Here is a 26,291-nt window from a genome sequence, read left to right as displayed (position 1 = left end):
TACGCATCTCCTTCATCTTTTCTCTCCAAACGTGCGTTTGCGCGTTGAAGCGGCGCGCGGCCAAGCCTAGCTTCCAAGGCAACAGACAGGAGATCCGCATGACCAACCCTTTGCTTGCTGACTGGGATACCCCCTTTGGCCTCGCGCCGTTTGACAAGATTTCCGACGAGGATTTCGCCCCGGCGCTGGAGGTCGCGTTGGAAGCCCACCTCGCCGAGATCGAGGCCATTGCAGGCAATGCGGACCCTGCGAGTTTTGCCAATACGATTGAAGCGATGGAGGGCGCGGGTGAAGCGCTCGACAAAGTGTTGGGCACGTTCTTCAACATCGCAGGTGCGGATAGCAACGATGCGCGCCAAGCGCTCCAACGGGATTTCTCCCCGAAACTATCGGCGCATAGTTCGGCTATCTATGCCAACGAGGCGTTGTTTGCCCGGATTCGCGATCTGTGGGAGAAGCGGGACACGCTGGATCTGTCCGACGAAGAAGCGCGCGTCTTGATGCTCACCCATCGCGGGTTTGTCCGCGCGGGCGCAGCGCTGACCGGCGATGAAGCCGAGCGCATGAAAGAAGTCAAGGCGCGGCTTGCGGTGCTTGGGACAGCCTTCACCCAGAACCTGTTGAAAGATGAATCAAGCTGGATGATGGATCTGTCCGAGGCGGATTTGGACGGACTACCAGAGTTCGTGATCGATGCGGCGCGCGCGGCCGGGGCGGCGGCAGAAAGGCCGGGGCCGGTGGTGACTTTGTCGCGGTCCTTGATTGCGCCGTTCCTGCAGTTTTCCCCGAAACGCGCCTTGCGCGAACAAGCCTGGCGGGCCTGGACCGCGCGCGGCGCGAATGGCGGCGAGACAGACAACCGGGCGGCCGCGGCCGAGACGCTCAAGCTGCGCGAAGAGCGCGCGGCGCTGCTGGGCTATTCTGACTTTGCCAACTTCAAGCTGGAAACGGAAATGGCCAGAACGCCCGAGGCGGTGCGCGGGTTGCTGATGGATGTTTGGAGGCCTGCAAAAGCAGCGGCGGAGTCTGATGCCGCCGAGATGGAGGCTATGCTGATCGAAGACGGTTTTGCCGCGCCTTTGGAGCCTTGGGACTGGCGCTACTATGCGGAGAAACGGCGCAAAGCGCTGCATGATCTCGATGAGGCCGAGCTTAAGCCCTACCTGCAACTGGATCGAATGATCGAGGCATCTTTTGCCTGTTCAAACCGGCTGTTCGGGCTCGAGTTCGAGCCGCTGGATGTGCCGCTTTATCATGAAGACTGCCAGGCTTGGGAAGTCACGCGCCGCGGTGAACATGTGGCGGTTTTCATCGGGGATTACTTCGCGCGTGCCTCCAAGCGCTCCGGCGCCTGGTGTTCGGCCTTCCAGTCACAGGCGCGGCGCCCGGTGGAAAAAGCCCCGATCGTGATCAACGTGTGCAACTTTGCCAAACCATCGGAAGGCAAGCCCGCACTTTTGTCTTACGACGACGCGCGGACCCTGTTCCACGAGTTCGGCCACGCATTGCACCAGATGCTGTCCGACGTGGAGTTCGGCTCGGTTTCAGGCACCTCTGTTGCGCGGGATTTCGTTGAACTGCCGTCTCAGCTCTACGAACACTGGCTGGAAGTGCCAGAGGTTCTGTCCGAATTTGCAACACATGCGGAAACCGGCGATGCCATGCCAGAGGCGCTTTTGCAAAAAGTATTGAAGGCGGCGACCTTCGACATGGGCTTTCAGACAGTGGAATACGTAGCCTCTGCGCTGGTCGATCTTGAGTTCCACAGCGGGCCTGCCCCGGCGGACCCGATGCAGAAACAGGCCGAGGTGCTGGAAAGCATCGGCATGCCGCATGCGATCACCATGCGCCATGCGACGCCGCATTTTGCACATGTCTTTGCCGGGGACGGGTATTCTTCGGGCTATTACAGTTACATGTGGTCCGAGGTTATGGATGCAGACGCCTTTGCGGCCTTCGAAGAGGCGGGCGGGGCGTTTGATGCTGAAATGGCCAAACGGCTGGAAAAGTTCATTCTCTCACGCGGCGGATCGGAGGACGCGGCAGAACTGTACATGCAATTCCGCGGGAAAATGCCGGAGGTTGAAGCTCTGCTCAAAGGCCGTGGCCTGATCGCAGCCTGAGCCGGACGGCGGGGTGGCGCTCGTCCTTTGGACATCGCGCCACCCGCCGTCCCGCAACGCGTCAGAAGTTCTGTCGTGTCAGCGTGTAGCCTTGCCTTGACAACAGATCGAGCACGCCGTCTACGCCCGCCAGATGGCCCGCACCGAAGGCGGCGACGACCGGGCCGTCTGTATCTGCCAGCGCTTGCTCTGTGACCGGGATCCACGCTCGGTTGCGGCTGAACAGCAGCGCTTCGAGAAACTCGGCCTGCTCGGCTTCCAGCTTTTCGCGGCTCATGCCGTCGGGTACCGGCGTCAGCAGCAAAGATGCTTGGAACGTTGCGGCATGCTCTTCGCTGACGTAGCCGGCAAACATCGTTTCGAGCAGGTTTTCGCTCAGCGTGGTGTCTGTCACGGAGGCCATCAGGAAGTCGATCTGATCTGCGCGTGGGCTGTCAGTGAACAGGCGGATGGCGCTGTCGTAGGGCTCCAGCGCGCGGGTTGGGATCTGGGCGCGCCCCGCAATAGCTTCGAGGCGGGCATCGACCCCGTCGGGCTCTGCCAGTTTTTGCATCATGCAAGGCGGCATGGCGAGCACCATGGCAATGTACCAAGGTTCGAATTTTGCGGCCATGAAACCGGGGATGCCGCGCGCGGCCATGGCTTCCTTGATGCGTTCCCAGTCTTTTTCGGACAGCAGTTCCGGCAGGCTGGTGTTTTCAAGCACGAAAAAGCCGGGGTCGCTGGACATCATCGTCATCAAAGCCTCCTGATCGGCTTTTGGCAGTTCCAGCAGCAGGAGGCTTGCGTTTTCGATCACCGGTGTGAGGCGCTCCACAGGGGCGTCAAGGCGCGGATCGTCAAGGTGAATCGTCCCGATCAGATGCAGTTGCTCGCCGTCTTTCTCCGCCAGCCAATGGTTGCCGCTTGGGTATGGGGTGCCATCCAGCGCGGCGGCCAGTTGGTCCTGTTGCGCCGCGGTCAACGTCGGCATCAGGTTCTGCCCCTGGCACGCCGCATGGGCGCTTGTTGCAAGGGTGATGGCGAACAAAGCTGAGAAAAGGCGGTGCATCTTGGACTTTCACTGAGACATTTGGCAAAACCAATGCGAGGCATGCCGGGAGAAACGGGCGAGGATGCGGCGGGAAAGCGAACTTTATGCACCGCTCAAGGGATATCTTGAGGCACAGGGCTATGAGGTCAAGGGCGAGGTGGGCGCAGCCGACGTCGTGGCGCGGCGTGGTGGCGAAGAGCCGGTAATCGTTGAGTTGAAGCTGCGCATCACGCTGTCGCTGTACCATCAGGCGGCCGCGCGCATGACGTTGACCGATCTTGTTTACATCGCTGTTCCAAAACCGACAGGAAAGTCGGCCCGGCGATCCCTGAAGGACAACAAGGCGCTGTGCAGGCGCATAGGTCTTGGCTTCATTACGGTCCGGGATGATGGTTTTGTCGAGGTGCATTGCGATCCCGGAGGCGCCGCGCCCCGGCGCAACACCAAAAAACGCGAGCGATTGCTGCGCGCGTTTGAGCGCCTGCGGGGGGACCCGAACGACGGGGGTGCGACGCGCTATGGCATTGTCACAGGCTATCGGCAGGATGCGTTGGCTTGTGCCGCCTACCTGGGCAATGCGGGGGCCGAGAAAGGGTCGATCGTGGCCAAGGCCACTGGCGTGCCGAAAGCGACGGAGATCATGCGGCGCAACATTTACGGTTGGTTCGACAAGGTGGAAACCGGGGTTTACGCGCTTAACGATCAGGGCCGGAAAGGGCTTGCGGATTGGGCGCATAGCCTGGAGGATGTATCCCCTGGCGGCACGGGAAACTAGTCTCGTGGAACGTAGGAAATGGGCGGGTCAGGACACAGCCGATTGTGTCTTTCTGCGCGCGTTCAGGCGCTCGCGGTGCAGAGTGTAAAGGCCTGACACCACGATCACGGCACAGCCGAGCAGGGTCCATTGATCCGGCAGATCCGAGAAGGCTAGATAGCCATAAAGCGTCCCCCACAAGATCAGTGTGTAATGCAGCGGGGCCAGCACTACGGCCTGCGCCATGTCCAGCGCGCGGATGACAAGAACTTCGCCGCCCGCCGACGTGCACGTGAGCCCGAAAAGCAGCACCCATGTTTGCCAGCCTGTTGGCGCCTGCCAGACAAAGGGCACCGCGACGCTCAGGATAACCGTGGCCGTGATCGACGTGTAAGCAACCGTGGTAACCGGGCTATCGCCGCCGCTGAGCCAGCGCGACAAGATCTGGCGAAAGGCGAACAGGCTCGCAGCGGCGACCACCAACAGGATGGCTGGATGAAAGACGCCGAGCCCGGGACGGATGACGATCAGCATGCCGACAAAACCGATGGCGACAGCTGTCCAGCGTCTCGGGCCAACCGGTTCGCGCAGGAGCAACGCGCCGAATATGGTCACAATGAAAGGCGCGATGAAGGAAACCGCAACCGCGTCTGCCAAAGGCACGTGACGGACTGCCGTGATGAACAGAGTGGCCGATCCAGCGGCGGCAATGCCACGCATTATCTGCAAAACCGGGGTCTTGCTGCGCAGCACATGGGAGCCCCGGAGCGCCAGTATGACAAGCACACCGAAAAACAGGCCCAACATGCGGAACCATGTGATTTCCAGTGACGGCAAGTGGGCCGTCAGCAGCTTCGCTTGCGCGTCCGCCGCTGCGAAAAAAGAAAAACCAAAGAACATCAATACGAGCCCCTTCGCATTGTTCGGCGCGGTGGGGGGCGGTGCGCTGCGGATCGGGCTGGTGGTTTGCAGGGGCATGGGCGAACACGGTTGACCTCGCCGGATTGGCGCGGTGGTTGGAAAATGGGGAAGAAGTGTTGACCAACTGTGCGGGCTGACCACCGGTTCGTCAAGTGAAATGCCGCCGGATCAGACGCGGGTCATTGCTCTGGCGAGAGCTTCTTTTCAAAAAAGACGTCCGGGTAGGGGTCTTCGTTGAACCGGTTAATCTCGGCCCAGCTCCATTTGCGGTACATCGCAATGGCTTCCTGCAGCGCCGAGTTGCTATCGAGCCTCAACACGTGGTGGCCGAGCGCCAGCGCCCGGGATTCCAACTCTGCCATCAGCGTTCTAGCAAGTCCCAGGCCGCGCGCTTGGGGGGAAACCCACAGGCGCTTGACTTCGGCGTATCCCTTTGACGTCCCTTTCAAACCCACGCAGCCGAGCAGCTCTTCTCCCTGCGTGGCGATGAGGAATGACCCTTTAGGCGGGATCATGGAACCGGCTTCGGGATCGGCTGAAAGATGTACTTCGAACCCTTTGTCGAGCCGGGTTGCCAACTCTGCGTAGTAGTGCTCTAGACAAGTGATGGCACGCGGATCCAGCGGGGATACTTCGATCAAATCCACGGTTGTTTCTGCGTGCATGGCCTCTGCCTCCTTGATCCACGTTTTCTGGCAGGGGGACAGGGCGGCGACAAGCCCTTGCGTGGCGGTGCGGCGGCGACCCCGGCAAAATTTTTGCGCGCATTTTGGTTGACTCACCTTCTCGCGGTGCCTAGCTATGCGCCGTTAGCACTCGAACAGGGTGAGTGCTAATACCTCTCCGCAGGGGAGGTCCAAGGATATGTAACTTTGAGCAAGGAGACTCGAAGATGGCTTTTAAACCGCTTCATGACCGCGTGCTGGTTCGCCGCGTTGAGAGCGACGAAAAGACCGCCGGTGGTCTGATCATTCCCGACAGCGCCAAGGAAAAGCCCGCCGAGGGCGAGATCGTGGCTTGCGGCGAAGGCGCCCGCAAGGACAGCGGTGAGCTGATCGCGATGGCCGTGAGCGAGGGCGACAAAGTCCTGTTCGGCAAGTGGTCCGGCACCGAAGTAACGGTCGAAGGCGAAGAGCTGCTGATCATGAAAGAGAGCGACATCCTCGGCATAATCAGCTGAGGCGGTAGGGGAGATCCCCGGCCCACGCACTCTTAACGAAATTTAGAATTCAGGAGAACGCTGATGTCTGCTAAAGACGTAAAGTTCGATACCGACGCCCGTGGCAAGATGCTTGCCGGTGTTAACATCCTCGCCGACGCGGTGAAGGTGACCCTCGGCCCCAAAGGCCGCAATGTTGTGCTCGACAAATCCTTTGGCGCACCGCGCATCACCAAGGACGGTGTGTCCGTGGCGAAGGAAATCGAACTGGAAGACAAGTTCGAGAACATGGGCGCCCAGATGGTGAAGGAAGTTGCTTCCCGCACCAACGACGAAGCCGGTGACGGCACCACCACCGCGACGGTTCTGGCGCAAGCCATCGTCAAGGAAGGCATGAAGGCGGTTGCCGCCGGCATGAACCCGATGGACCTCAAGCGCGGCATCGACGCGGCAACTGCCAAGGTTGTTCAGGCCATCAAAGACGCAGCCCGCACCGTCGAAAACTCCGACGAAGTTGCACAGGTTGGCACCATCTCCGCAAACGGTGAGGCCGAAATCGGCCGTCAGATCGCCGACGCGATGCAGAAAGTTGGCAACGAAGGTGTGATCACTGTCGAAGAGAACAAAGGCCTCGAAACCGAGACCGACGTTGTTGAAGGCATGCAGTTCGACCGCGGCTACCTCTCCCCGTACTTTGTCACCAACCCGGACAAGATGATTGCCGAGCTGGAAGACTGCATGATCCTCCTGCACGAGAAGAAACTCTCCTCGCTGCAGCCGATGGTTCCGCTGCTCGAGTCCGTGATCCAGAGCCAGAAGCCGCTTCTGATCATCGCCGAAGACGTGGAAGGCGAAGCGCTGGCGACCCTCGTGGTCAACAAGCTGCGCGGCGGCCTGAAAATTGCGGCTGTCAAAGCACCGGGCTTCGGCGATCGCCGCAAAGCCATGCTGCAGGACATCGCGATCCTGACCGGCGGTCAGGTCATCTCCGAAGACCTGGGCATGAAGCTCGAGTCCGTGACCATGGACATGCTTGGCACCGCCAAGAAGGTTCAGATCACCAAGGACGAGACCACCGTTGTTGACGGCGCAGGTGACAAGGCCGAGATCGAAGCACGCGTTGCTCAGATCCGTGGCCAGATCGAAGAGACCTCCTCGGATTACGACCGTGAGAAGCTGCAAGAGCGCGTTGCCAAACTGGCAGGCGGTGTTGCGGTGATCCGCGTCGGCGGCATGACCGAAGTCGAAGTGAAAGAGCGCAAGGACCGTGTGGACGATGCTCTGAACGCGACCCGCGCTGCTGTGCAGGAAGGTGTCGTCGTTGGTGGCGGTGTTGCTCTGGTACAGGGCGCCAAGGCGCTCGACGGCCTGACCGGCGACAACGCAGACCAGGATCGTGGCGTGTCCATCGTTCGTGCGGCTCTCGAAGCACCGCTGCGTCAGATCGCAACCAACGCCGGCGTTGACGGTTCCGTTGTGGCTGGCAAGGTTCGCGAAAGCGACGACGTGAAGTTTGGCTACAACGCCCAGACCGGCGAATATGGCGACATGTTTGCGTTTGGCGTAATCGACCCGGCCAAAGTTGTGCGCACCGCACTCGAAGACGCAGCCTCCGTGGCTGGCCTGCTGGTCACCACCGAAGCCATGGTGGCAGACAAGCCGTCCAAAGACGGCGCTGCAGCCGGCGGCGGCATGCCCGACATGGGCGGCATGGGCGGCATGATGTAATCTGCCCCGCCTACCGCGGAAAAACTGACATCCGTCAGGACAAGAGCGCCCCCGGGCGCTCTTGTTGCATTTGGGGGCGCGTGAAACAGGCGGCTCCCCTTGTCTGATTAACGGGAATGGGGTTTCACGGGTGGCATGGAACCATTGAAGACAAGTTTTGAGTCGCCCTTCTGGGACAAGGACCTGCGCGTTGCAGGCATTGATGAGGTCGGCAGAGGGCCGCTGGCAGGCCCTGTCGTCGCGGCTGCGGTTGTGCTCAATCCTGATGCCTTCCCGGAAGGCCTGCGCGACTCCAAGACCCTGAGCGCCAAGCGCCGGGAGGCGATGACGCTGCTTATCCGTCAACAGGCCGAAGTTGGGATCGGCGTCGCGAGCGTCGAAGAGATCGACGAGGTGAATATCCTGCAGGCGACCTATCTTGCGATGCAACGCGCCATCGCTGCTCTGCCCAAATTGCCGGATCATGCGCTGGTGGATGGCAACCGGGTTCCGCCGCTTTTGTCCTGTCCGGGGACGCCAATTGTGAAGGGTGACACCAAATCACCCTCCATTGCCGCGGCGTCAATTGTGGCGAAAACATGGCGCGATAATGTCATGAAAGAGATCGCGACACAGTTCCCGGGTTATGGTTGGGAAACCAACGCCGGATATCCCACCAAGTGTCACAAAGATGCACTTCGAAATCTTGGGGTGACCCCACACCATAGACGTTCGTTCAAACCGGTGCACAACATCTTGTATCAAGATGAAATCGCAAGAGACTGATTAAAAAAGGAAATTGACCGCGAATCGCTTAGGATTCAGATTCAAAGCCAATCGACGAGAGCGCAAAAGCGCCGGATCAGAGGCAGAGAATGACGACAATGACTAAGCAGAAGAGCGCGGGCGCGCTCCCACTCAACACGATTCTTTCAGGGGACTGCATCGAAGCGATGAACAGTCTCCCGGAGGCATCGGTGGACCTGATCTTCGCGGATCCGCCCTACAATCTTCAGCTCAAGGGCGATCTGCATCGCCCGGATAACTCCCGTGTGGACGCCGTAGACGACCATTGGGACCAGTTTTCCAGCTTCGCCGCTTACGACAGATTTACCCAGGACTGGCTCAAAGCGGCACGCCGGTTGCTCAAGCCCGACGGGGCGATTTGGGTGATCGGCTCCTATCACAACATCTTTCGGGTTGGGGCCGCGCTTCAGAATGAAGGGTACTGGATCCTGAACGATGTGATCTGGCGCAAGGCCAATCCGATGCCGAACTTTCGCGGTAAACGGTTCACCAACGCGCATGAGACGATGATCTGGGCGTCGAAGAGCGAAGGCGCGAAGTACACCTTCAACTATGAGGCGCTCAAGGCGTTGAACGAGGGCATTCAGATGCGTTCGGATTGGGTTCTGCCGATCTGCAACGGCAACGAACGTCTGAAGGACGACAAGGGCGAGAAGGCGCACCCGACGCAGAAGCCGATCAGCTTGCTACACCGGGTTTTGGTCGGCAGCACCAAACCGGGCGACGTTGTGCTTGATCCTTTCTTCGGCACGGGCACCACCGGGGCTGTTGCCAAGATGCTTGGTCGTGACTGGATCGGGATCGAACGTGAAGCGGCCTATCGCAAGGTTGCCACAAAGCGCATCGCGGAAGTTCGGCCCTTTGACAGCAGTTGCCTTGAAGTCACGCAGTCCAAACGCGCCGCACCGCGCGTGCCCTTCGGCCAATTGGTCGAGCGTGGCATGTTGATGCCGGGTGACGAGTTGTGGAGCATGAACGGGCGTCACAAGGCCAAGGTCCGCGCCGATGGCACGCTGATCGGCGACGACATCAAGGGCAGCATTCACCAGGTTGGGGCGGCTTTGGAAAACGCACCAAGCTGCAACGGTTGGACCTACTGGTGCTTCAAACGCGACGGGAAAACTGTTCCGATCGATGTGCTGCGCCAGCAAATCCGCTCCGAAATGGAAGAACGCCCGTCCTGAGGGCGTAAGGGTTTCAAGAAATCATAGAACACCGCCGGTGCCTTGTGAGTGTCATCCAAGGCATCAACTCTCCCCGCCTGCGTGTCAGGCGGGGCTTTTTCGTATTTGGTCAGCCGGTTCGCCCCTCGCCGTTACCAATCAATGAAGTCTTCGAAATCGCCAATCAGCCGTGTGAACATCTTGAAGTTGTCTACGAAGTTTTCGTCACTGACCCCGTAGTCGAGATTCACGTCCATCTGCAAAAACGGATCCATTTCGTCGTCGAGGTACACGGTTGCGTAGCGCTTTTTTCTGTTCCACTCGTTGGCTTTGACCAGCGCCATGCCGTCAGACATGTCATAGGCGACCTGAAGCTGGATGGTGCGGCAGGCCACGTTGTCCGTACAATCGTAGAAAAAGACGGCAAAGGTACGCCCTTCGAATTTTGCTGTGATTTTCGGATCTCCGACAGAGTCGCGACCCAGCTCAACGGCGTAGCCCTCTGATCGAAGCAGATCGTAAAGGCGCGCCGGGTTTGATGCGTCAACGTTCGCAATGGCCGGCGATGCGGTCAAAGCCGCAAGTGCAAACAATGTGGTTTTCATGGATTGGTCCTTCCAGCAAGAATGAGGAAATCCTAACAAGCAGAGCGGTTTCGGGCAACGTTGCTGCCCCATATGGCGCGTCGGCCAACTTGGGCGCAGAATCCGGTTTTCCTCGTGCCGATAGCGGTCTACAGGTTTCGGTATGGAATTTCGCGCGCTTCTGATGGGTCTGGCTTTTGCGGTCATGTGGTCGTCGGCATTTACGTCGGCCCGGATCATCGTCGCCGCCGCGCCGCCTTTGTCTGCGCTGGCGTTGCGCTTCCTGATTTCAGGTCTTTTGGCGGTCATGATCGCGCGCGCGATGGGACAAAGCTGGCGTCTGACACCGGCGCAATGGCGCGCCACCATCGTTTTTGGCGTGTGTCAGAACGCACTCTATCTGGGGCTCAACTTCGTCGCGATGCAGACGGTAGAGGCCTCTCTGGCGGCCATTATTGCATCCACAATGCCGCTGCTTGTGGCACTTGCCGGATGGCTGTTCTTCGGGGACAAACTGCGGTTTCTGAGCGTTCTGGGGCTTTGTGCGGGTGTTGCGGGCGTTGCCCTCATCATGGGCGCGCGTTTCGGCGGCGGATTTGATTCCTATGGGGTCACGCTTTGCGTCATCGGCGTCGTGGCATTGACCATAGCAACCTTGGCTTTGCGGGGGGCCATGAGCGGCGGAAACTTCCTGATGGTTGTGGGACTGCAGATGTTGGTTGGCAGCGCCGTGCTTTGGCCTGCCGCTCTGAGCCTCGAAACCGTGCAAATCGACTGGTCTGTCAAACTCATCCTTGCCTTTGTCTACACCACGCTTGTTCCCGGTCTTGCGGCGACGTTCGTCTGGTTCCTGCTGGTCAATCGGATCGGGGCTGTTCGGGCGGCGACCTTTCACTTCCTCAACCCGTTTCTGGGCGTCGCGATTGCCGCTGTTTTCCTGGGAGAAACGCTTCGACTTCTCGACATGGTCGGCGTTGCGATTATCGCGGGTGGTATTCTTGCCGTTCAGCTGTCCAAGCTGCCGGCTCGGCAGTGACGCTGAACCTCTGAATTTTAGCGATTTCCTCTCGCGCTTCGCCAGAACTTCTTAACGAACAGACGCCATAAGAGACCATGTTGATACGTGGTTGACCCCACGGCACTTGTGGGACGTGAGGTGTATAATGAGTCTTTTTCTTAGTAGATTTCCTGTTCGATTTCAGGTGCTTCTGTCTTCATTTATCTTGGTCATCGCTCTGGTTTCGGTCGCTGCGACGGCCTGGGTGACAGAGCGCAAACTGGCCGGCAACACCACGGATCTCGCGCAAGTTTACGAGCAAGAAGTGTTTCTTTTGAAAGCAGAAGCATCGATTGCCCTCGCACAAACGCAATTACTGCGCTTTGCCACAGATGCCAAAACCCCTTGGGGGCCGGTGGACGAAACAGTCGGAAAAGTTTCGTCTGCACTCGAAAGAAGTGAGGCCGCAGCTTGGCGTGCGCTGGATTGGGCGCAAGGTCTGACGCAGGTTTCTGGTCAACTCGGGCTTGTCCGTCAGATCGGCGCGGAAGCGAAAGGGGCTAACACGATCGAATCGCGGGCGGACTTGTTCTATCGCGCGGACCAGACCTTGCGGAGCGCGATGATTGAACTGGATGCTGTCGTGCAACGGGCGGATACAGCGGCCAAGGAAATTGTGCTGGCCAATGCTGCGCTGATGGAAAGTGCGCGCGCGACGCTTTTGATCGTTTGTCTTTCGGTCATTGGGATCGGCGTTGTTGTGTCGCTGGGCTTGGGGCAAATCATTACCAAGCAAGTCCTTGCGCTTGCCGGATCCGTTCAGGACCTCGTGGAAATGGATTTCTCGAAAGAGGTAAGCGGATGTGCCCGCAAGGATGAGTTCGGTTCGGTGGCAAAAAACCTGACGGCCTTGCGCGATCGTCTGTCGAGCGCTGAAAGCAAGAACCGCGAAGAAGTCGCCCTGCAGCAGGCTCGGTCTGATTTGTTCGATCAGTTGGGTGGCGCCATGTCCGCGCTCAAAAGCGGCAAGACAGATCGTCAGCTGGAACCGGAAAACTGGTCGGAGCTGGGGTCGGAGTATGTGGAGCTATGCAATGATTTCAATGATCTGAGTGCGAGTCTCAGAATGCTGGTGGGCCAGCTCCGCCAAAGCAGTGCCACTGTTCAGAGCAGTGCCATGGATCTGACCAATATGTCTTCCGACATGTCTCGCAGATCTGAGCTACAGGCGGCCACTCTGGAAGAGAGCGCCGCCGCCCTCGAAGAACTGTCTCAAAGCGTGCAGTCCGCCGCCGAGCGTGCGAAGAGCGCTGATCAAAAAGTTATTGCTGGCCGCGAAAGGGCGGAACGAGGTGGCGAAGTCATGGCGCGGGCGCAATCGGCCATGGGGTCCATCGCGCGGTCCTCCGAGCAGATCACTCAGATCATCGGTGTTATTGACGACATCGCGTTTCAAACCAACCTTCTGGCGCTGAACGCAGGGGTTGAAGCTGCGCGCGCAGGAGAGTCGGGGAAAGGCTTTGCCGTCGTTGCTTCCGAAGTGCGCAGCCTTGCGCAACGCGCTTCCGAGTCGGCCAGCGAAATCAAAGAACTGGTCTCCAACAGTTCGGAACACGTGTCGGCTGGCGAGCGTCTCGTCGAAGAGACCTCTGTGACATTGAAAGACATCGTCGCAAGCGTCAACGAAGTCTCTGTCCTGGTTGCAGATATCTCCGCCTCGGCACAACAGCAGGCCCAAGGTGTTCAGGAGATCAATGTCGGTGTCGCCGAACTGGATAAAACAACGCAACACAACGCGGCGATGGTCAACGAAACAGAAGCGGCGAGCGGACAGTTGAGCCAGGAAGCGGAACGATTGTCCGGGCTGTTAGCCAACTTTGCTGGTGGCGAAACGCCGAAGGCAGAAACGTCCGGAGACACGCGAGACACGACTGTGGAAGACAGTGCTGCAGATCGAATTTTAAGTGGTCCACTGAAAGACATGGAGCAGGGAGCCTTCGACCGCGTCGACGAAGTGGATCGTCCCGTTGTCATGCATGGAGAAAGCGACTTGGAAGTTGCGCCGGAGCCGCTCGTGGAACTGGAGCCTGAAGCAGCGGGAGAACCGACTTCAACATGGGAAACAGTGTCTGCTGAAAGGGCTGAACCCACACCTCGGATGAGCGCACGCACGTCTCAGCTCGCTGTAAACGATCCCGACAGCATGTGGAGTGATTTCTGAAAAGACATTGGCCGAGAAAAAAGAGCACCCGAGATAACTCGGGTGCTTTTCGTATCAAAGCGCAAAGAAATGGTCACTCAAGCAGGCCCGATTTTTCCGCCGGCGTTTCCGATTTGGCCGCGATGCAGCAGCAAATGATCGAGAATGACGCAGGCCATCATTGCCTCTCCGACCGGTACAGCGCGGATGCCGACGCATGGGTCGTGACGACCTTTTGTGATGATCTCGGTTTGCTGACCGGACTTGGTTATGGTTTGCCGCGTCTTGAGGATGGATGAGGTCGGTTTGACCGCGAAGCGCACAACGATGTCCTGCCCGGTGGAAATCCCGCCCAGAATCCCGCCCGCGTGATTTGAACTGTAGACCGGCTTGCCGTCGTTCCCCATGAAAATTTCATCGGCGTTTTCCTCACCGGTCAACATGGCGGCAGCCATGCCTTCGCCGATTTCGACGCCCTTGACCGCGTTAATGGACATCATGGCAGCGGTCAGATCTGTATCGAGTTTTCCGTAAATCGGTGCGCCAAGCCCGGACGGCACGCCGCGCGCAACAACTTCAATGATTGCGCCGACCGAGTTCCCGGACTTGCGGAGCTCTTCTAGGTAGCCTGCCCAGGTCTCTGCCGTTTGCGCCGATGGCACCCAAAACGGGTTTTCCTCGATCTGGCTCAGATCACGTGCCCCTTCGATGCCATGCGGCCCCATTTGGGTCATGTAGCCTTGTATTTCGATGCCCGGTGCCAACGTTTCAAGCGCCGCCCTTGCAAGGCCGCCCGCTGCGACGCGCGCCGCGGTTTCACGCGCCGAGGAACGCCCACCACCGCGATAATCCCGAATGCCGTATTTCTGCCAGTAGGTGATATCCGCATGACCAGGGCGGAACTTCTCGGCGATGTCCCCATAGTCCTTGGACCGCTGGTCCGTGTTCTCGATCATGAGCTGAACCGGCGTTCCAGTTGTTTTGCCCTCAAACACCCCGGACAAAATGCGCACGGCGTCCGGCTCGCGCCGTTGCGTGGTGTATTTGTTCTGGCCGGGTTTGCGCTTGTCGAGCCAGTGCTGAAGCATCGCTTCGTCGATCTCAACGCCCGGAGGGCACCCGTCAACCGTCGCGCCAAGCGCCGGCCCATGGCTTTCGCCCCAGGTGGTGACGCGGAAGAGATGTCCGAAACTGTTGAGGCTCATGGGCTTTCTCCTTTGACCGTTCTCCTAGGCTACGGCGCGCGCGCCCTCAAGCGATTTCACGCTTGAACCGGTCGCCGCCTGGCCCTAGGTTGCCGCCTACCTCGGGGTGTCGGAGCCTGATCCGTCTGAGATTTGCGTGAACGCATCAACCCGTTGAACCTGAACCGGTTAACACCGGCGGAGGGAAGGTCGGGACTCAGCCTTCTATTGGCCCCTTATCTTGCCTTTCGCCGCAGATAGGAGACGCGCCATGAAGGCCCTCACATTTGCAGCGGGATTGTTTGCAGCCAGCGCCGCGCTGGCGGATGATGCCGTTCTCACTGTTTACGCCCCGGACTACTTCACCTCTGAGTGGGGGCCGGGACCAAAAATCGAAGAACTGTTCGAAGCGCGCTGCGGCTGCGATCTTCAGTTCAAGCCCGGTGATCTGCTTCCACGCCTGATGCTGGAAGGGGAGCGGACCGAGGCCGACGTGGTGATCGGTCTGAACACCGATGTCACCAAGAAAGCGCGCGAAAGCGGCCTCTTTGCCCCGCATGGCACGGATCTGGCCGGGCTGACCTTGCCGCTCGACTGGAACGACGATGTCTTCCTGCCGTTCAACTATGGCCACACGGCGTTCATCTATGACACGACAAAGGTAGACGCGCCGCCGGCTTCTTTCGAAGATCTCGTCAATGCGCCGGATGACCTGCGCCTTGTCATTCAGGATCCGCGTTCGTCCATTTCCGGTCTCGCCCTCGTTCTGTGGGTGCAGGCGGTTTATGGCGAGAAGGCTGGCGAAGCATGGGCGAAGCTGGCGCCGAAGATTGTCACGGTCACGCGTGGTTGGTCCGAATCCTACGGTCTGTTCACCGACGGCGAAGCGGACATGGTATTGAGCTACACCACCTCGCCAGCTTACCACATCATCGCGGAAGGTGATGAGACCAAGAAGGCCGCGATTTTCCCGGAAGGCCATTACTTCATGGTTGAACTGGCAGCCAAAGTGGCTTCCAGCGATCAGCCGGAACTGGCGCAATCCTTCATGGATTTCATTCTGACCGAGGATTTCCAGGGCATGATCGCAACCGGAAACTGGTCCATCCCGGCGGCGCTGGATCAGGCCAAATGGCCGGAAGGATTCCAGAAGCTCAACCTGCCCGAAAAGGTCCTGTTCTACTCCGAAGATGAGGCCGCGGCCCTTCGCGATGAGGCCATCGAAGCATGGCGCAGCGCGCTCTCGCAATAATTGCAGGCTCGGCCCTGGCGCTTCTGACGCTGGGGCCGATTGCCGTTGTGTTGCTGCGCGCCGAAGGGTTTGGCAGCTTTCGGCCCGGTGATCTGGACGCGGTTCGGTTCACCGTTTGGCAAGCCTTCCTCTCTGCCCTAGTCAGTTGCCTGTTTGCCGTACCCGTTGCGCGCGCTCTGGCGCGGCGGCGGTTTCCGGGGCGCGCCGTTCTTGTTGCCTTGCTGGGGGCGCCCTTCATTCTGCCGGTGATCGTGGCGGTCATGGGTCTTCTCGCGGTGTTCGGCGGGGCGGGACTCGTCAATACAGTGCTGGGCGCGCTGGGGCTTGCGCGATTTGATATTTACGGTCTCCACGGCGTGGTGTTGGCCCACGTTTTCTTTAATCTGCCGCTGGCGACACGTATGCTTTTGCAAGGCTGGCTGGCCATTCCATCAGAACGTTTTCGGCTGGCAGCTTCGCTAAACCTGACACCGCGCGCGACGTTTCTGGTGTTGGAATGGCCTTTGATCCGGCGTGTATTGCCGAGCGCCTTTGCTGTGATTTTCGTGATTTGCCTGACGTCGTTTGCGGTGGCGCTCACTTTGGGCGGCGGGCCGCGCGCCACCACGGTGGAACTGGCAATCTACCAGGCGATGCGGTTCGATTTTGACCTTGGCCGTGCGGCCCTGCTCGCGATGGTTCAACTGGGGATGGCGTTGGTGGCCGGGATGGTGGCATGGCGGGTGTCTCTCGGGAGCGGGTTCGGCGCGGGGCTTGATCGACAGACACCGCATTGGGGCGCGCGTGGCCTGTGGTTTGATGCCTTCTGGATCGGGCTGGTGGCGGTCTTCCTGCTCTTGCCGCTGGGCATGGTGATCCTGCGCGGATTGCCGGGGCTGTGGCTCTTGGGTTCGGACACCCTGCGCGCGGCGGGGCATTCGCTGCTTCTGGCGGTGGCATCAACGACCCTATGCCTGATCTGGGCGCTGCCACTGGCCACGCGGCGCGGGGAATTGTTGGCTCTATCCTCGATTGCCCTGTCTCCATTGGTGCTCGGCACCGGGCTATTCCTGATCCTGCGTCCTTTTGTGAACCCGTTCAGCATGGCTCTGCCCGTGACCGGGCTTGTCAACGCATTGATGGCTTTGCCCTTTGCCTTGCGGATCCTGCGGCCGGAGGCGGAGGCGATCCGGTCCGATTTTGGTCGGTTGGCACAAACGATTGGGCTGACGCCCTGGGCCTGGACGAGGTTGGTGTTCTTGCCGCGCCTGCGCCGCCCGCTTGGCTTTGCAGCCGGGCTGACCGCGGCGCTTGCGATGGGGGATCTGGGCGTTATCGCCCTGTTTGCCGATCCGGACCGGGCGACGCTGCCGCTGCAGGTCTACCGACTGATGGGCTCATACCAGATGGAGGCGGCGGCGGGGGCGTCGTTGCTTTTGTTATGTCTGAGCCTGGGGCTTTTCTGGATTTTGGATAGGGGAGGGCGCGTGGGTGCTTGAGGTCAAAGGCATGCGTCTGGCGCTGGACGGTTTTGCGCTCGAGGGCGATTTCGCGCTTCAGCCGGGGGAGACCATTGCGGTTATTGGCCCGTCCGGGGCAGGAAAATCCACCCTGCTTGATGTGATCGCAGGGTTCCGAAAACCGGATGCGGGGCAGGTGCTCTGGCAGGGACAAGGCTTGAGTGATGTGCCGCCGCAGGCGCGCCCTGTGTCCATGCTGTTTCAGGATCAAAACTTGTTCCCGCATTTGACTCTCGCCCGCAACCTGGGTTTGGCGCTGCGCCCGGATGGTGGCCGGGTTACGCCGGACGAAGCAGCCCGCGTTGAAGCGGCCTTGAAAACCATGGGGCTTGAGGGGCTGGGGAATCGCAAGCCCGGTGCCTTGTCGGGTGGACAACAGGCGCGCGGCGCTCTGGCACGGGTTCTCCTACAGGCGCGACCGATCATCTTGCTGGATGAGCCTTTCGCAGCGCTTGGCCCTGCTTTGCGGCAGGAGATGCTGGACGCGGTGACGGAGGTTGCGCAGGTCTCCGGCGCTCTGGTCCTGATGGTCAGCCATGACCCGTCAGATGCGCGTCGGTTTGCCCGCCGCGTGGTTTACGTGGATGGCGGCCGCGTTCATGCGCCTGTTGAGACCAAGGTACTCTTCGATGATCCGCCCCCCGCTCTTCGCGCCTATCTTGGGCAGGAGCCGGGGTGAAACCCCGGCCTACTTCACGGGCGCGGCCAACACGTCTGGTTGCGCACAGGGCCAAAGAAAAAGCCCCGCCAGTTTGGCGGGGCTTTTCACTTTCAGTGGCGTATCAGGCTCAGGCCTGCTTTGCCTTTTTCTTGATCGGCTTCCAGATCCGTTTGTTGGTCAGGTAGAGCAGAACCGACAGCACGACGAGGAACAGAACGGCGGTGAAACCAGCCTGCTTGCGCGCCATCATCTTCGGCTCAGCTGTCCACATCAGGAAGGCAGACACGTCTGCCGACAGATGGTGCAGATCGTTGGAGTGGCCGTCGGAATACTCGACCAGACCATCTTCCAGCGGCGGCGCCATGGAGATCCAGCCACCCGGGAAGGCGGTGTTCTCATACAGCGTGGTGCCTGCTTCTTCTTTGATCTCACCGGTGTAGCCGGAGAGCAGGGAGGCGATGTATTCCGCGCCACCGATGCCCTTGACGAACTGGTTGATCCCAAGGCCGTAGGGGCCGTGGAAACCGGCACGGGCCTTCGCCATCAGCGACAGGTCAGGTGCGCCAGCGCCGGTGTTTTCCGGGAAGTGATCCGCCGGACGGGCCGGGCGGAAATCTTCCAGCTCTTCGTCGTAGACTTCGAAGTTCTGGGACGCGTAAGCGCGCACTTCGTCTTCGGAGTACCCAAGGCCGCCTTCTTCCGCCATGGAGCGGATCGGGACGAACTTCAGACCGTGGCAGGCGGCGCAGACTTCGGTGTAGACCTGAAGGCCACGCTGCAGCTGGTGCTGGTCATAGGTGCCGAAGGGGCCTTCAAAGGAGAAGGCGAAGTCTTCGATGTGCCCCGCCGCACCAGCGGCATAAGCGCCGCTGGCGGAAAGGGAGAGGGCCGTCAGGGCCGAGAGTGTGAGTTTCTTGATCATCTCATTCGGTCCTTTCGATTACTCAGCCGGGGTACCGGCTGCGTCACCCTTGGACGAGCCATATTTTGCGTTGAAGTCTTCTTCGATGGTGTCCGGCGTCTGCAGCGGCTTCTCGATCACGCCCATGAGGGGCAGGATGACGAGGAAGTAGCCGAACCAGTAGGCGGACCCGATCAGCGAGAAGGAGGCGTAGGGCTCTTCTGCGGGCATCGCACCGAGCCACATCAGGGCCATGAAGTCGATGACCAGAAGCCAGAACCACCACTTCAGCATCGGACGGTAGCGTGCCGAGCGGACAGAGGAGGTATCAAGCCACGGTGCCAGCGCCATGACAGCGATCGCGCCGAACATCGCCAGAACACCGAAGAACTTCGCGTCGATGATGCCGCCGGTCACGAAGGAGGCGATCTGAACGACCCAGACCTCGGAGGTGAAGGCACGCAGGATCGCGTAGAACGGCAGGAAGTACCATTCCGGAACGATGTGCGCAGGCGTCACCAGCGGGTTCGCTTCGATGTAGTTGTCCGGGTGGCCAAGGTAGTTCGGCATGAAGCCGACGATGGCAAAGAACACCGCGAGGACGACCACGAGAGCAAAGAGATCCTTGATCACGAAGTACGGCCAGAAGGGCAGGGTGTCTTTCTCTGCGTCTGCTTTCGAGGTGCGACGCACTTCGACACCGGTCGGGTTGTTGTTGCCCGTGGTGTGGAATGCCCAGATGTGGATGGCGACGAGAGCCGCGATCACGAAGGGCAGCAGATAGTGCAGCGAGAAGAAGCGGTTGAGCGTGGCGTTGTCCACCGCCGGCCCGCCGAGCAGCCAAGTCTGGATCGGCTCACCGATGAACGGGATGGCGCCAAACAGACCGGTGATAACGGTCGCGCCCCAGAAGGACATCTGACCCCAGGGCAGAACGTAGCCCATGAAGGCGGTGCCCATCATCATCAGGTAGATCAGCATGCCGACAATCCACGTGACTTCGCGGGGTGCCTTGTAGGAACCGTAGTAGAGGCCGCGGAAGATGTGGATGTAGACGGCAACGAAGAACAGCGACGCGCCGTTTGCGTGCAGATAGCGGATCATATAGCCGCCATTCACGTCGCGCATGATGTGCTCGACAGAGGCGAAGGCCAGATCCACATGCGGGGTGTAGTGCATCACCAGCACAATCCCGGTGACAATCATGTGCACCAGACAGTAGGCGAGAACGATACCCCAGATCCACCACCAGTTCAGGTTCTTGGGGGTGGGGATCATGATGGTGTCATAGACGAGACCAACGATCGGAAGACGCTTGTTCAGCCACTTCTCGATCCCGGTCTTGGGTTCATAATGGTCGTGCGGAATACCAGACATACGAGCGCTCCCTTAACCGAGTTTGATGGTCGAGCCGTCTACCCACTCAGCGGGCGGGACGGGAAGGTTTTCAGGGGCCGGACCTTTGCGGATACGGCCTGCGAGGTCGTAGTGCGACCCGTGGCAGGGGCAGAACCAGCCTTTGTAATCGCCGGCATCGCCGAGCGGCACACAGCCAAGGTGCGTGCAGACGCCCATCTGAACGAGCCACGCGCCAGCGCCTTCGCCTTCAGGGGACGGCATGGTGCGGTTGGCATCCGAAGCCGATGCGGTGGCATCGGCAAGGTTGGCGTTGCGCGCCAGCGGGTCAACCACGGCCTCACCTGCGGCGAAGGCAGCATCCTGCTCTTGCGCTTCGGAGATCTCGGCACCGGTGCGGTGGCGGATAAAGACGGGTTTGCCCAGCCATTTCACAGTCAGCTGCGTTCCGGGTTCGACGCCGGAGACGTCAACACGGATGGACGCAAGCGCGCGAACGTCGGCGGAGGGGTTCATCTGATGCACCAGCGGCCAAACGGCTGCGCCTGTGGCCACGGCCCCGGCTCCAGCCGTGGCGTAATAGAGAAAGTCTCTACGTGTGCCTTCGTGATCTTCAGTATGTGACACGTGGGTACGCTCCATTGCTTTCGGGGCCTTCCGTGGCCTCTCTACAACCAGAGGCCGCGAAAAACACAGCCATTCCTCGGCGGTGTTTAGCCGGGCTGCGCTGGGGCGTCCAGCACACAAAAGCCCGCCAATGGAATAAGCGCGGATGTGTCGCGGTTGAAACAGCCACCTGCCAATGCTTAAGTACTTGCGAGACATTGATCCAAGGCGCTCCCATGCGACAACTGATTCTTTCCACAGCCGCGGCGCTTGCAATCGGCGCCGCTTTCGCGGCTCCCGCTACAGCGGAAATGGAACTTTCGTTCTACACGGGCTGGCAAACACTGCCCCATAGCAGAATCTCCGGTGATCTGCCGAACGGCGGCGGCAGCTATGACGAACTGGTGGGGTGGGACGGCAAGTCCCTCCAGATGCCGCCGTATTATGGCGCGCGCGTCACATGGTGGCGCAGCGAGACGCTGGGCTTTGGTGTTGAGTACACCCACGCCAAGGCCTACGCGCCGGACGACGTGCAAAACAAACTCGGCTTTTCGCGGCTTGAGTTCTCCGATGGCCACAATATTCTGACCGCCAATGTGATGAAGCGTTGGCCGGATCAGTGGAACAACATCACACCTTACGTGGGTGCCGGCATCGGGATCGCATTCCCGCATGTGGATGCGGATCACAACTCCGGAAGCAAGACCTACGGCTTCCAGATGACGGGCCCGGCCGTGCGGCTGACCGCAGGTGCAAGCTATCCGATCAATGATCGGTTCTCGGTGTTCGGGGAGTACCAGTTTACCTATTCGTCCAATGAGGGCGAGTTCGAAGACGGCGGTACCTTCAAGACCGATCTGAAGACCAACGCGTTGAACATCGGTATTTCGCTGAACTTCTGAGAGAGTGTGGCGGGGTGAAACCCCGCCCTACGGACCGCCGGTGCGTTGATCAGACCGGAGCGGTCGCCTTCATGGATGCGCGCTGCTCGAATGCCTCGTGCCATGCGGCAAGCGCAGGCCGACCGTTTCGCCACCCGCGCGCGTCATGACGCAGGTCGAGATAGCCCAACGCACAGGCCACGCTGATCTGTCCCATGTCCAGCGGGCCCGCCAGATGGCTCATCCACCGCTCTTCCAACGCATCGAGCGCACGCGAAACCTTGGCCCACTGCGCCTCGACCCAGTCTTCGAACACCAGTTCGGGTCCGCGAAAGCGGGCTTCGTAGGTCATGCTGACGGCGGAATCCATGATTCCGTCGCCGGTGGCTTCCAGAGTAAGGGTCTCCCACAATCGGGATTCGGGATAGAGGCCCGCGCCTGCCTTGGCATCAAGGTACCGGCAGATCACACGACTGTCGTACAGCGCGGGGCCATCGTCCCGCACCAGCGCCGGGATTTTCCCGATCGGGTTCGTCGCAAGCACGGTTGGATCGGAGTTCAGCGGCGAGGTTGTGACGGATACCAGTTCGGTCTGCTCCAAGAGGCCTGTTTCATGCAGCGTGACCAGCGTCTTGCGCACAAAGGGAGAGGCATCGGATTTGATCAGCTTCATGGGGGCGGTCCTGATTTGGAGTTTGGGAAGAGACTAGGCCCCGCGCCGGTCTCTCGCAACGCGCTTATCCCGCTTTGGGGTGCGTCGCCTCGTAGACCTGCATCAGGTGGACCTGATCAACGGATGTATAGGCCTGGGTTGTTGAGAGCGATGCATGACCGAGCAGTTCCTGAATGGCGCGAAGATCGCCGCCCGCTGACAACAGATGTGTGGCAAAGCTGTGCCGCATGGCGTGGGGCGTGGCGGTTGCGGGCAGTCCGAGCTGCATGCGAGCCTGGGCCGTGACCTTCTGGATCAGGCGCGGGTTCAACGCGCCTCCCCGCGCGCCGCGGAAAACCGGCAGGTCAGGGGCCATGGGGTGCGGGCACAGTTGCAGATACGTGTCGATGGCGCGCCGGGCGATCGGCAGAACGGGCACGATGCGTTCCTTCTTGCCTTTGCCCAGAATTCTGAGAGTTTCGCCCAGCGGCAGATCACGGCCCGTCAGACCCAGCGCTTCGGAAATCCGCAATCCGCAACCGTAGAGCAGCGTGACAACCGCCGCATCGCGCGCGCCGACCCAGCCTTCGCGCGATTGCATTTCTACGGTGTCGATCATGGCGCGCGCGGCATCTTCGGTCAGGGGGCGCGGCAGCTTTTTCTGAAACTTCGGGGCGCGGGCGGAGAGAACGGCGGTTGGCTCGAACCCTTCGCGTTCCGAAAGCCAACGGTAGAAGGTTTTCACGGCGGAAAGCTTGCGCGCCATGGAGCGGGATGCAACGCTGGTGCCGCGCAAATGGGCCATCCAGGCGCGCATGTCGGATGTGGTCACACGAGCAAGCGGGGCGAGGCCCTGCGGCTCGGCGTGGTGCGATGTGAGAAAGGCGATGAAATCGAGAACGTCGCCGCGATAGGCGGTGAGCGTGTTTTCGGATGCGTCCTTAAGCGCGCGAGTCTGGTCAAGCCACGTGGCAAGCGCATCGCGCGCGGCAGGGGAGATCGTCAAGGTCATGGCCACTCATCGCGCCCTGTCAGGCGCGCCTCGTTCAAAGGTTGCGAGGCCCGTGGCAGCGAGGGGCCGGAAAGGTGTTCAGCTCAGCCAGCGCCGCATGGCGCGTTCGAAAACACCACCAAAGAAGGCAAGCAGGTCCGTGCCCTGCTGCGGCGTGAACATGTGTGGGTCTTCAGAGCCCATCACCAAAAGGCCGGGTAGACGCCCTGGGCCGAAATCCAGTTTGAGACAGGCTTCAGAGCGAATCCAGTCGGCCTTGTCGCCGAAAATCTGGGTGTTGCCTTCTTCGATCTGTCGCAGAGTAACCGGGCGCAGCGGCGCCTCGCGGCCTTCGGAGATGTAATCCGCAACAAATCCCGGCTCGGCCACAGACAAAACATCGCCGAGACGTTCGACCGCCACTTCGCCTTCGGCGTTGGCGCTTTCGAGAACCAACCGGACGCAATCAACGCGCAGAATCTGCGCCACTTCACTGCCGAGGTCATGCAGGAAAGGTTCGAACTCCAAAGGGTCCAGCATACGCAGAACGGCGCGGTGGATCTGATTGGTGCCCGCGAGGTTTTCGTAGGCGGCGGCGATGACAGAGCGGTGTGTGTCTTCCAGGCGGTCCAGCCGCGCTTCGAGACGTTCCATCGCGATGCCGCGCAGATCGATGATATTGCCACCCATGGCGCGTTCGTTCGCGGCGATCAGCGCATGCATCAGATCCTTGTCGTCAAGGATGATGTCCGGCTGAGAAATGATGGTCTCCCGGATCGAATCGTCGATACGCTGGCTGCTGCTGGTCATGGATGTCTCAATGCTGCTCATGCCGCCCTGTTGCCGGGCGATCAGTTTGATTTGACCTTGTTTGGCCCCGCTGTCCTTGGCCTGTCAAGGAAAACGGGGCCGTTGCGCCAGAAAGCGGCGCAAAGCGGAGAAGCTACAACAGATGTGCCGTGTCAGGCGGCTATGCCGCCCGTGCCCATATCAGCCGCCACAAACCGAAAGCCCGCTCCGCGTGCGGTTTCGATGTCCACGGCGCCGCCCGAGGCGGAAAGCTGGGCGCGCAGATTGCACATGTAGACGTCAAACACCCGCGGATCCGGCTCATTCTCCAACCCGTAGATATGCGTCAGCAGGTTTTCCCGCGTGACCAGACGACCGGGGCGCAGGGCGATGAACTCAAGCAGTTCATAGACTTTCGGTGTGAGCTTGAGACGGACCTCTCCCAGATGGGCGCGCCGATGCATGAGGTCGAGCCGCAGCGGGCCGTACTGCAGAACAGGGCGTCCGAGCCCGTGGCCGCGGCGAGCGATGGCCTGAAGTCTTGCAAGCACCTCCTCGACGCTGGCGGAGCAATCGACAACCGCGTCTGCGCCGGCTGCCAAAAAACCTGACATCGCGTCGGGAGAGACGGCGTTTGTGACCAGAACAACCGGGCTCGCGGGGCTTGCCGCGTGTAGCCTGTCCATGGAAACCGTGCGCTTGTCCATTTGATCCGCTGCAATCAAAATCAGGTCCGCGTGGCCAATTTTTGCATAGTGGAGCAGATCTTCCGGCCGATCCGTTCGGGTCAGCAGGGTGCCGTTGGCGACCAGTTCCTGCGCCAGAGACATCACATCCCAGTTCGTTTCGGCGATCAGGTAGCGCATCCACTTGCTCCTCGCGTTTGGCGCCGGGAGCCCATAAGGGCCGGAGGACCCGAAAGGGACCACCCACATGGCTTCCAAAGACCGGCCCGGGTCTTCTGACGGGGCGGATCGGAACGGAACAACGTTCTGCTGATGGCGTTTAGCCCTATCGGTTCAATGTGTCCGAAGTGTGGAGCAATTCTGGCATGATCTCTGTCAAGGCATTGCGAGCCTGCGCCGTGCGACACTGTCCTTGGCTGGCAAGCCGGTCAGCCTCTTGACTGAAGGAGGAGATGTCCATGTATACCAACATTCTGGTTCCAATTGCATTCGATGAAGGCAGTGACGAGAAGGTCAAAGCAGCACTGGCGCTGGCCGGGCGGCTGGCGGAGGAAGGAGCCAAGATCACCTTGTTGCACGTGATGGAGAAGGTGCCGGGCTACGCGGTCAGCTACCTGCCTGCGGACTACACCGCCCAGTCACGGGCCGCGATTGCAAGCGAGTTGAATGATCTGGCGTCCGCCATTCCCGGTGGAGAAGGTCTCGTGATCGAAGGGCATTCCGGGAGGACGATCCTGGACTGGGCCGAGGAAAACGGCAGCGACCTGATTGTCATTTCCTCGCACCGGCCGGGTATGCAGGATCTGCTGCTGGGGTCCACCGCAACGCAGGTGGTGCGCCACGCCAGTTGCGCGGTGCACGTGCTGCGCTGACATGATCGCGCGCTGCTCCGTAAGGCGGAGCGGCGCGTTCAGCCCGCGCAGGCTTCTGGGATGACCGGGTGCCAGACCGGGCAGAACGCATCCCAGAACCACCAGACATCAGTTGCTCCGATGGCGTGGTGCGTGGCCACCCAGACGTTGCCGGATTTCTGCAAAAGCGCCTGTATGGAGGAACCGTCGGAAAACGCCGGGTCATACTCCCCGCGCAGAGCTCCCGGAACGGTGTTCAGGTCAATTTCGATGCCGCCGGGTCGTTGTGCATGCATGGCCGCAAAAGCGACATCGCCGGAGACACGCAGATCGTGGATGACAAACTCGACCGGCGCGCCGAGGATCCATTCCGCATGCGGCCGGATCGCGGACATCAGGTCGGCTCGAAGCTGGCTACCGCGTTGCGGGGTGTCCCAAGCGAAGGCGGGTGTGGCGAGGAAGAGCAGAAGAGCAAGGAGGCGCATGTCGGATCAACTCGTTGTGTTTTGGCAGTGTCGGTTTGATGCCCGCGCA

General features: G+C 60.3%; 26 protein-coding genes and 1 riboswitch. Of the genes, 13 read left to right on the top strand and 13 right to left on the bottom strand.

Features of this window, described 5'->3' with window-relative positions:
* Nucleotides 1-98 precede the first annotated feature (98 nt).
* On the top strand, nt 99-2,123 hold the full coding sequence (locus E4662_RS02610; RefSeq protein ID WP_136439702.1) for a M3 family metallopeptidase: 2,025 nt from the start codon (nt 99-101) through the stop codon (nt 2,121-2,123).
* 61 nt (nt 2,124-2,184) lie between these two features.
* Here the strand turns inward: E4662_RS02610 and E4662_RS02605 are convergent, their stop codons facing one another.
* Nucleotides 2,185-3,096 (bottom strand): TraB/GumN family protein, encoded by a 912-nt coding sequence (locus E4662_RS02605; RefSeq protein WP_168797875.1) that lies wholly within the window; start codon nt 3,094-3,096, stop codon nt 2,185-2,187.
* 142 nt (nt 3,097-3,238) lie between these two features.
* Between E4662_RS02605 and E4662_RS02600 the strand changes: the two genes are divergently transcribed.
* The gene (locus E4662_RS02600; protein WP_136439700.1) at nt 3,239-3,931 is read left to right on the top strand and encodes a DUF2161 domain-containing phosphodiesterase; all 693 of its coding nucleotides are present in this window, start codon (nt 3,239-3,241) and stop codon (nt 3,929-3,931) included.
* A 27-nt stretch (nt 3,932-3,958) separates the two neighbouring features.
* Here the strand turns inward: E4662_RS02600 and E4662_RS02595 are convergent, their stop codons facing one another.
* Nucleotides 3,959-4,888: a DMT family transporter gene (locus E4662_RS02595; protein WP_136439699.1), complete on the bottom strand. Its 930-nt coding sequence runs from the start codon at nt 4,886-4,888 to the stop codon at nt 3,959-3,961.
* A gap of 122 nt (nt 4,889-5,010) precedes the next feature.
* On the bottom strand, nt 5,011-5,496 hold the full coding sequence (locus E4662_RS02590) for a GNAT family N-acetyltransferase (protein WP_136439698.1): 486 nt from the start codon (nt 5,494-5,496) through the stop codon (nt 5,011-5,013).
* A gap of 227 nt (nt 5,497-5,723) precedes the next feature.
* On the opposite strand from E4662_RS02590, the gene E4662_RS02585 reads away from it, so the two are divergent.
* The 4 genes from E4662_RS02585 (at nt 5,724) to E4662_RS02570 (ending at nt 9,688) form a co-directional block, all read left to right on the top strand.
* Nucleotides 5,724-6,011, top strand: a complete 288-nt coding sequence (locus E4662_RS02585; RefSeq protein ID WP_136439697.1) for a co-chaperone GroES — start codon at nt 5,724-5,726, stop codon at nt 6,009-6,011.
* Nucleotides 6,012-6,074: 63 nt separating this feature from the next.
* Nucleotides 6,075-7,718: a chaperonin GroEL gene (groL, locus tag E4662_RS02580; protein WP_136439696.1), complete on the top strand. Its 1,644-nt coding sequence runs from the start codon at nt 6,075-6,077 to the stop codon at nt 7,716-7,718.
* Nucleotides 7,719-7,853: 135 nt separating this feature from the next.
* Complete coding sequence (locus E4662_RS02575; RefSeq protein ID WP_136439695.1) at nt 7,854-8,483, top strand: ribonuclease HII; 630 nt, start codon at nt 7,854-7,856, stop codon at nt 8,481-8,483.
* Between the two features lie 89 nt (nt 8,484-8,572).
* Entirely contained in the window at nt 8,573-9,688 is a 1,116-nt protein-coding gene (locus E4662_RS02570; protein WP_136439694.1) for a site-specific DNA-methyltransferase, read from the top strand.
* A 131-nt stretch (nt 9,689-9,819) separates the two neighbouring features.
* On the opposite strand, the gene E4662_RS02565 is transcribed toward E4662_RS02570, so the two are convergent.
* A complete protein-coding gene (locus tag E4662_RS02565) occupies nt 9,820-10,272 on the bottom strand; it encodes a YbjN domain-containing protein (protein ID WP_168797874.1) in 453 nt (150 codons plus the stop codon).
* Between the two features lie 142 nt (nt 10,273-10,414).
* Between E4662_RS02565 and E4662_RS02560 the strand changes: the two genes are divergently transcribed.
* Together E4662_RS02560 and E4662_RS02555 are read left to right on the top strand one after the other, a co-directional pair.
* Nucleotides 10,415-11,287 carry a DMT family transporter gene (locus E4662_RS02560; RefSeq protein WP_136439692.1) on the top strand — a complete coding sequence of 291 codons (873 nt, stop codon included), beginning with the start codon at nt 10,415-10,417 and terminating at the stop codon, nt 11,285-11,287.
* Between the two features lie 127 nt (nt 11,288-11,414).
* Nucleotides 11,415-13,469, top strand: a complete 2,055-nt coding sequence (locus tag E4662_RS02555) for a methyl-accepting chemotaxis protein (RefSeq protein ID WP_136439691.1) — start codon at nt 11,415-11,417, stop codon at nt 13,467-13,469.
* 77 nt (nt 13,470-13,546) lie between these two features.
* Here E4662_RS02555 and aroC read toward each other — a convergent pair whose 3' ends face one another.
* Nucleotides 13,547-14,653, bottom strand: a complete 1,107-nt coding sequence (gene aroC, locus E4662_RS02550) for a chorismate synthase (RefSeq protein ID WP_136439690.1) — start codon at nt 14,651-14,653, stop codon at nt 13,547-13,549.
* Nucleotides 14,654-14,745: 92 nt separating this feature from the next.
* A riboswitch (TPP riboswitch) is annotated at nt 14,746-14,856 on the top strand.
* A 47-nt stretch (nt 14,857-14,903) separates the two neighbouring features.
* On the opposite strand from aroC, the gene thiB reads away from it, so the two are divergent.
* The 3 genes from thiB to E4662_RS02530 are packed head-to-tail and all read left to right on the top strand — an operon-like array spanning nt 14,904 to nt 18,062.
* Nucleotides 14,904-15,884: a thiamine ABC transporter substrate binding subunit gene (thiB, locus tag E4662_RS02540; protein ID WP_136439689.1), complete on the top strand. Its 981-nt coding sequence runs from the start codon at nt 14,904-14,906 to the stop codon at nt 15,882-15,884.
* Nucleotides 15,860-17,362, top strand: a complete 1,503-nt coding sequence (locus E4662_RS02535; RefSeq protein WP_136439688.1) for a thiamine/thiamine pyrophosphate ABC transporter permease ThiP — start codon at nt 15,860-15,862, stop codon at nt 17,360-17,362. The genes thiB and E4662_RS02535 overlap by 25 nt, the downstream gene beginning before the upstream one ends.
* Nucleotides 17,355-18,062: a thiamine ABC transporter ATP-binding protein gene (locus E4662_RS02530; RefSeq protein ID WP_420819250.1), complete on the top strand. Its 708-nt coding sequence runs from the start codon at nt 17,355-17,357 to the stop codon at nt 18,060-18,062. The genes E4662_RS02535 and E4662_RS02530 overlap by 8 nt, the downstream gene beginning before the upstream one ends.
* A gap of 109 nt (nt 18,063-18,171) precedes the next feature.
* On the opposite strand, the gene E4662_RS02525 is transcribed toward E4662_RS02530, so the two are convergent.
* Genes E4662_RS02525 through petA form a run of 3 tightly spaced genes read right to left on the bottom strand, consistent with a single transcriptional unit; the run spans nt 18,172 to nt 20,928 of the window.
* Nucleotides 18,172-18,966, bottom strand: coding sequence for a cytochrome c1 (locus tag E4662_RS02525; RefSeq protein ID WP_136439687.1), 795 nt, complete (start codon nt 18,964-18,966; stop codon nt 18,172-18,174).
* Nucleotides 18,967-18,984: 18 nt separating this feature from the next.
* Nucleotides 18,985-20,322: a cytochrome b gene (gene petB / locus E4662_RS02520; protein ID WP_136439686.1), complete on the bottom strand. Its 1,338-nt coding sequence runs from the start codon at nt 20,320-20,322 to the stop codon at nt 18,985-18,987.
* A 12-nt stretch (nt 20,323-20,334) separates the two neighbouring features.
* Nucleotides 20,335-20,928, bottom strand: a complete 594-nt coding sequence (petA, locus tag E4662_RS02515; protein ID WP_136439685.1) for a ubiquinol-cytochrome c reductase iron-sulfur subunit — start codon at nt 20,926-20,928, stop codon at nt 20,335-20,337.
* A gap of 215 nt (nt 20,929-21,143) precedes the next feature.
* On the opposite strand from petA, the gene E4662_RS02510 reads away from it, so the two are divergent.
* Complete coding sequence (locus E4662_RS02510) at nt 21,144-21,809, top strand: outer membrane protein (protein ID WP_136439684.1); 666 nt, start codon at nt 21,144-21,146, stop codon at nt 21,807-21,809.
* Between the two features lie 49 nt (nt 21,810-21,858).
* Here E4662_RS02510 and E4662_RS02505 read toward each other — a convergent pair whose 3' ends face one another.
* From E4662_RS02505 to E4662_RS02490, 4 genes are all read right to left on the bottom strand, one after another.
* Complete coding sequence (locus tag E4662_RS02505; protein ID WP_136439683.1) at nt 21,859-22,461, bottom strand: glutathione S-transferase; 603 nt, start codon at nt 22,459-22,461, stop codon at nt 21,859-21,861.
* A gap of 64 nt (nt 22,462-22,525) precedes the next feature.
* Nucleotides 22,526-23,452: a tyrosine recombinase XerC gene (locus E4662_RS02500; RefSeq protein WP_136439682.1), complete on the bottom strand. Its 927-nt coding sequence runs from the start codon at nt 23,450-23,452 to the stop codon at nt 22,526-22,528.
* A 78-nt stretch (nt 23,453-23,530) separates the two neighbouring features.
* Nucleotides 23,531-24,262, bottom strand: coding sequence for a DUF484 family protein (locus E4662_RS02495; RefSeq protein ID WP_420819249.1), 732 nt, complete (start codon nt 24,260-24,262; stop codon nt 23,531-23,533).
* Nucleotides 24,263-24,393: 131 nt separating this feature from the next.
* The gene (locus E4662_RS02490; RefSeq protein ID WP_136439681.1) at nt 24,394-25,086 is read right to left on the bottom strand and encodes a winged helix-turn-helix transcriptional regulator; all 693 of its coding nucleotides are present in this window, start codon (nt 25,084-25,086) and stop codon (nt 24,394-24,396) included.
* A 278-nt stretch (nt 25,087-25,364) separates the two neighbouring features.
* On the opposite strand from E4662_RS02490, the gene E4662_RS02485 reads away from it, so the two are divergent.
* Nucleotides 25,365-25,778, top strand: coding sequence for a universal stress protein (locus E4662_RS02485; RefSeq protein WP_136439680.1), 414 nt, complete (start codon nt 25,365-25,367; stop codon nt 25,776-25,778).
* Between the two features lie 38 nt (nt 25,779-25,816).
* Here E4662_RS02485 and E4662_RS02480 read toward each other — a convergent pair whose 3' ends face one another.
* Entirely contained in the window at nt 25,817-26,242 is a 426-nt protein-coding gene (locus tag E4662_RS02480; RefSeq protein WP_136439679.1) for a hypothetical protein, read from the bottom strand.
* Between the last annotated feature and the right edge of the window lie 49 nt (nt 26,243-26,291).

The organism is Pacificoceanicola onchidii, from assembly GCF_004804335.1.
GTDB lineage: Bacteria > Pseudomonadota > Alphaproteobacteria > Rhodobacterales > Rhodobacteraceae > Pacificoceanicola > Pacificoceanicola onchidii.
This window is presented reverse-complemented; position numbering and strand designations above follow the sequence as displayed.

Coding starts and splice junctions, on each gene's coding strand:
- E4662_RS02510 (WP_136439684.1), top strand. CDS start 21,144: ATGCGACAACTGATTCTTTCCACAGCCGCGGCGCTTGCAATCGGCGCC.
- E4662_RS02600 (WP_136439700.1), top strand. CDS start 3,239: ATGCGGCGGGAAAGCGAACTTTATGCACCGCTCAAGGGATATCTTGAG.
- E4662_RS02495 (WP_420819249.1), bottom strand. CDS start 24,262: ATGAGCAGCATTGAGACATCCATGACCAGCAGCAGCCAGCGTATCGAC.
- E4662_RS02555 (WP_136439691.1), top strand. CDS start 11,415: ATGAGTCTTTTTCTTAGTAGATTTCCTGTTCGATTTCAGGTGCTTCTG.
- groL (WP_136439696.1), top strand. CDS start 6,075: ATGTCTGCTAAAGACGTAAAGTTCGATACCGACGCCCGTGGCAAGATG.
- E4662_RS02505 (WP_136439683.1), bottom strand. CDS start 22,461: ATGAAGCTGATCAAATCCGATGCCTCTCCCTTTGTGCGCAAGACGCTG.
- E4662_RS02485 (WP_136439680.1), top strand. CDS start 25,365: ATGTATACCAACATTCTGGTTCCAATTGCATTCGATGAAGGCAGTGAC.
- E4662_RS02575 (WP_136439695.1), top strand. CDS start 7,854: ATGGAACCATTGAAGACAAGTTTTGAGTCGCCCTTCTGGGACAAGGAC.
- E4662_RS02570 (WP_136439694.1), top strand. CDS start 8,573: ATGACGACAATGACTAAGCAGAAGAGCGCGGGCGCGCTCCCACTCAAC.
- E4662_RS02565 (WP_168797874.1), bottom strand. CDS start 10,272: ATGAAAACCACATTGTTTGCACTTGCGGCTTTGACCGCATCGCCGGCC.
- E4662_RS02500 (WP_136439682.1), bottom strand. CDS start 23,452: ATGACCTTGACGATCTCCCCTGCCGCGCGCGATGCGCTTGCCACGTGG.
- thiB (WP_136439689.1), top strand. CDS start 14,904: ATGAAGGCCCTCACATTTGCAGCGGGATTGTTTGCAGCCAGCGCCGCG.
- E4662_RS02560 (WP_136439692.1), top strand. CDS start 10,415: ATGGAATTTCGCGCGCTTCTGATGGGTCTGGCTTTTGCGGTCATGTGG.
- E4662_RS02490 (WP_136439681.1), bottom strand. CDS start 25,086: ATGCGCTACCTGATCGCCGAAACGAACTGGGATGTGATGTCTCTGGCG.
- petB (WP_136439686.1), bottom strand. CDS start 20,322: ATGTCTGGTATTCCGCACGACCATTATGAACCCAAGACCGGGATCGAG.
- E4662_RS02590 (WP_136439698.1), bottom strand. CDS start 5,496: ATGCACGCAGAAACAACCGTGGATTTGATCGAAGTATCCCCGCTGGAT.
- E4662_RS02480 (WP_136439679.1), bottom strand. CDS start 26,242: ATGCGCCTCCTTGCTCTTCTGCTCTTCCTCGCCACACCCGCCTTCGCT.
- E4662_RS02595 (WP_136439699.1), bottom strand. CDS start 4,888: ATGCCCCTGCAAACCACCAGCCCGATCCGCAGCGCACCGCCCCCCACC.
- aroC (WP_136439690.1), bottom strand. CDS start 14,653: ATGAGCCTCAACAGTTTCGGACATCTCTTCCGCGTCACCACCTGGGGC.
- E4662_RS02585 (WP_136439697.1), top strand. CDS start 5,724: ATGGCTTTTAAACCGCTTCATGACCGCGTGCTGGTTCGCCGCGTTGAG.
- E4662_RS02610 (WP_136439702.1), top strand. CDS start 99: ATGACCAACCCTTTGCTTGCTGACTGGGATACCCCCTTTGGCCTCGCG.
- E4662_RS02525 (WP_136439687.1), bottom strand. CDS start 18,966: ATGATCAAGAAACTCACACTCTCGGCCCTGACGGCCCTCTCCCTTTCC.
- E4662_RS02535 (WP_136439688.1), top strand. CDS start 15,860: ATGGCGCAGCGCGCTCTCGCAATAATTGCAGGCTCGGCCCTGGCGCTT.
- E4662_RS02605 (WP_168797875.1), bottom strand. CDS start 3,096: ATGCCGACGTTGACCGCGGCGCAACAGGACCAACTGGCCGCCGCGCTG.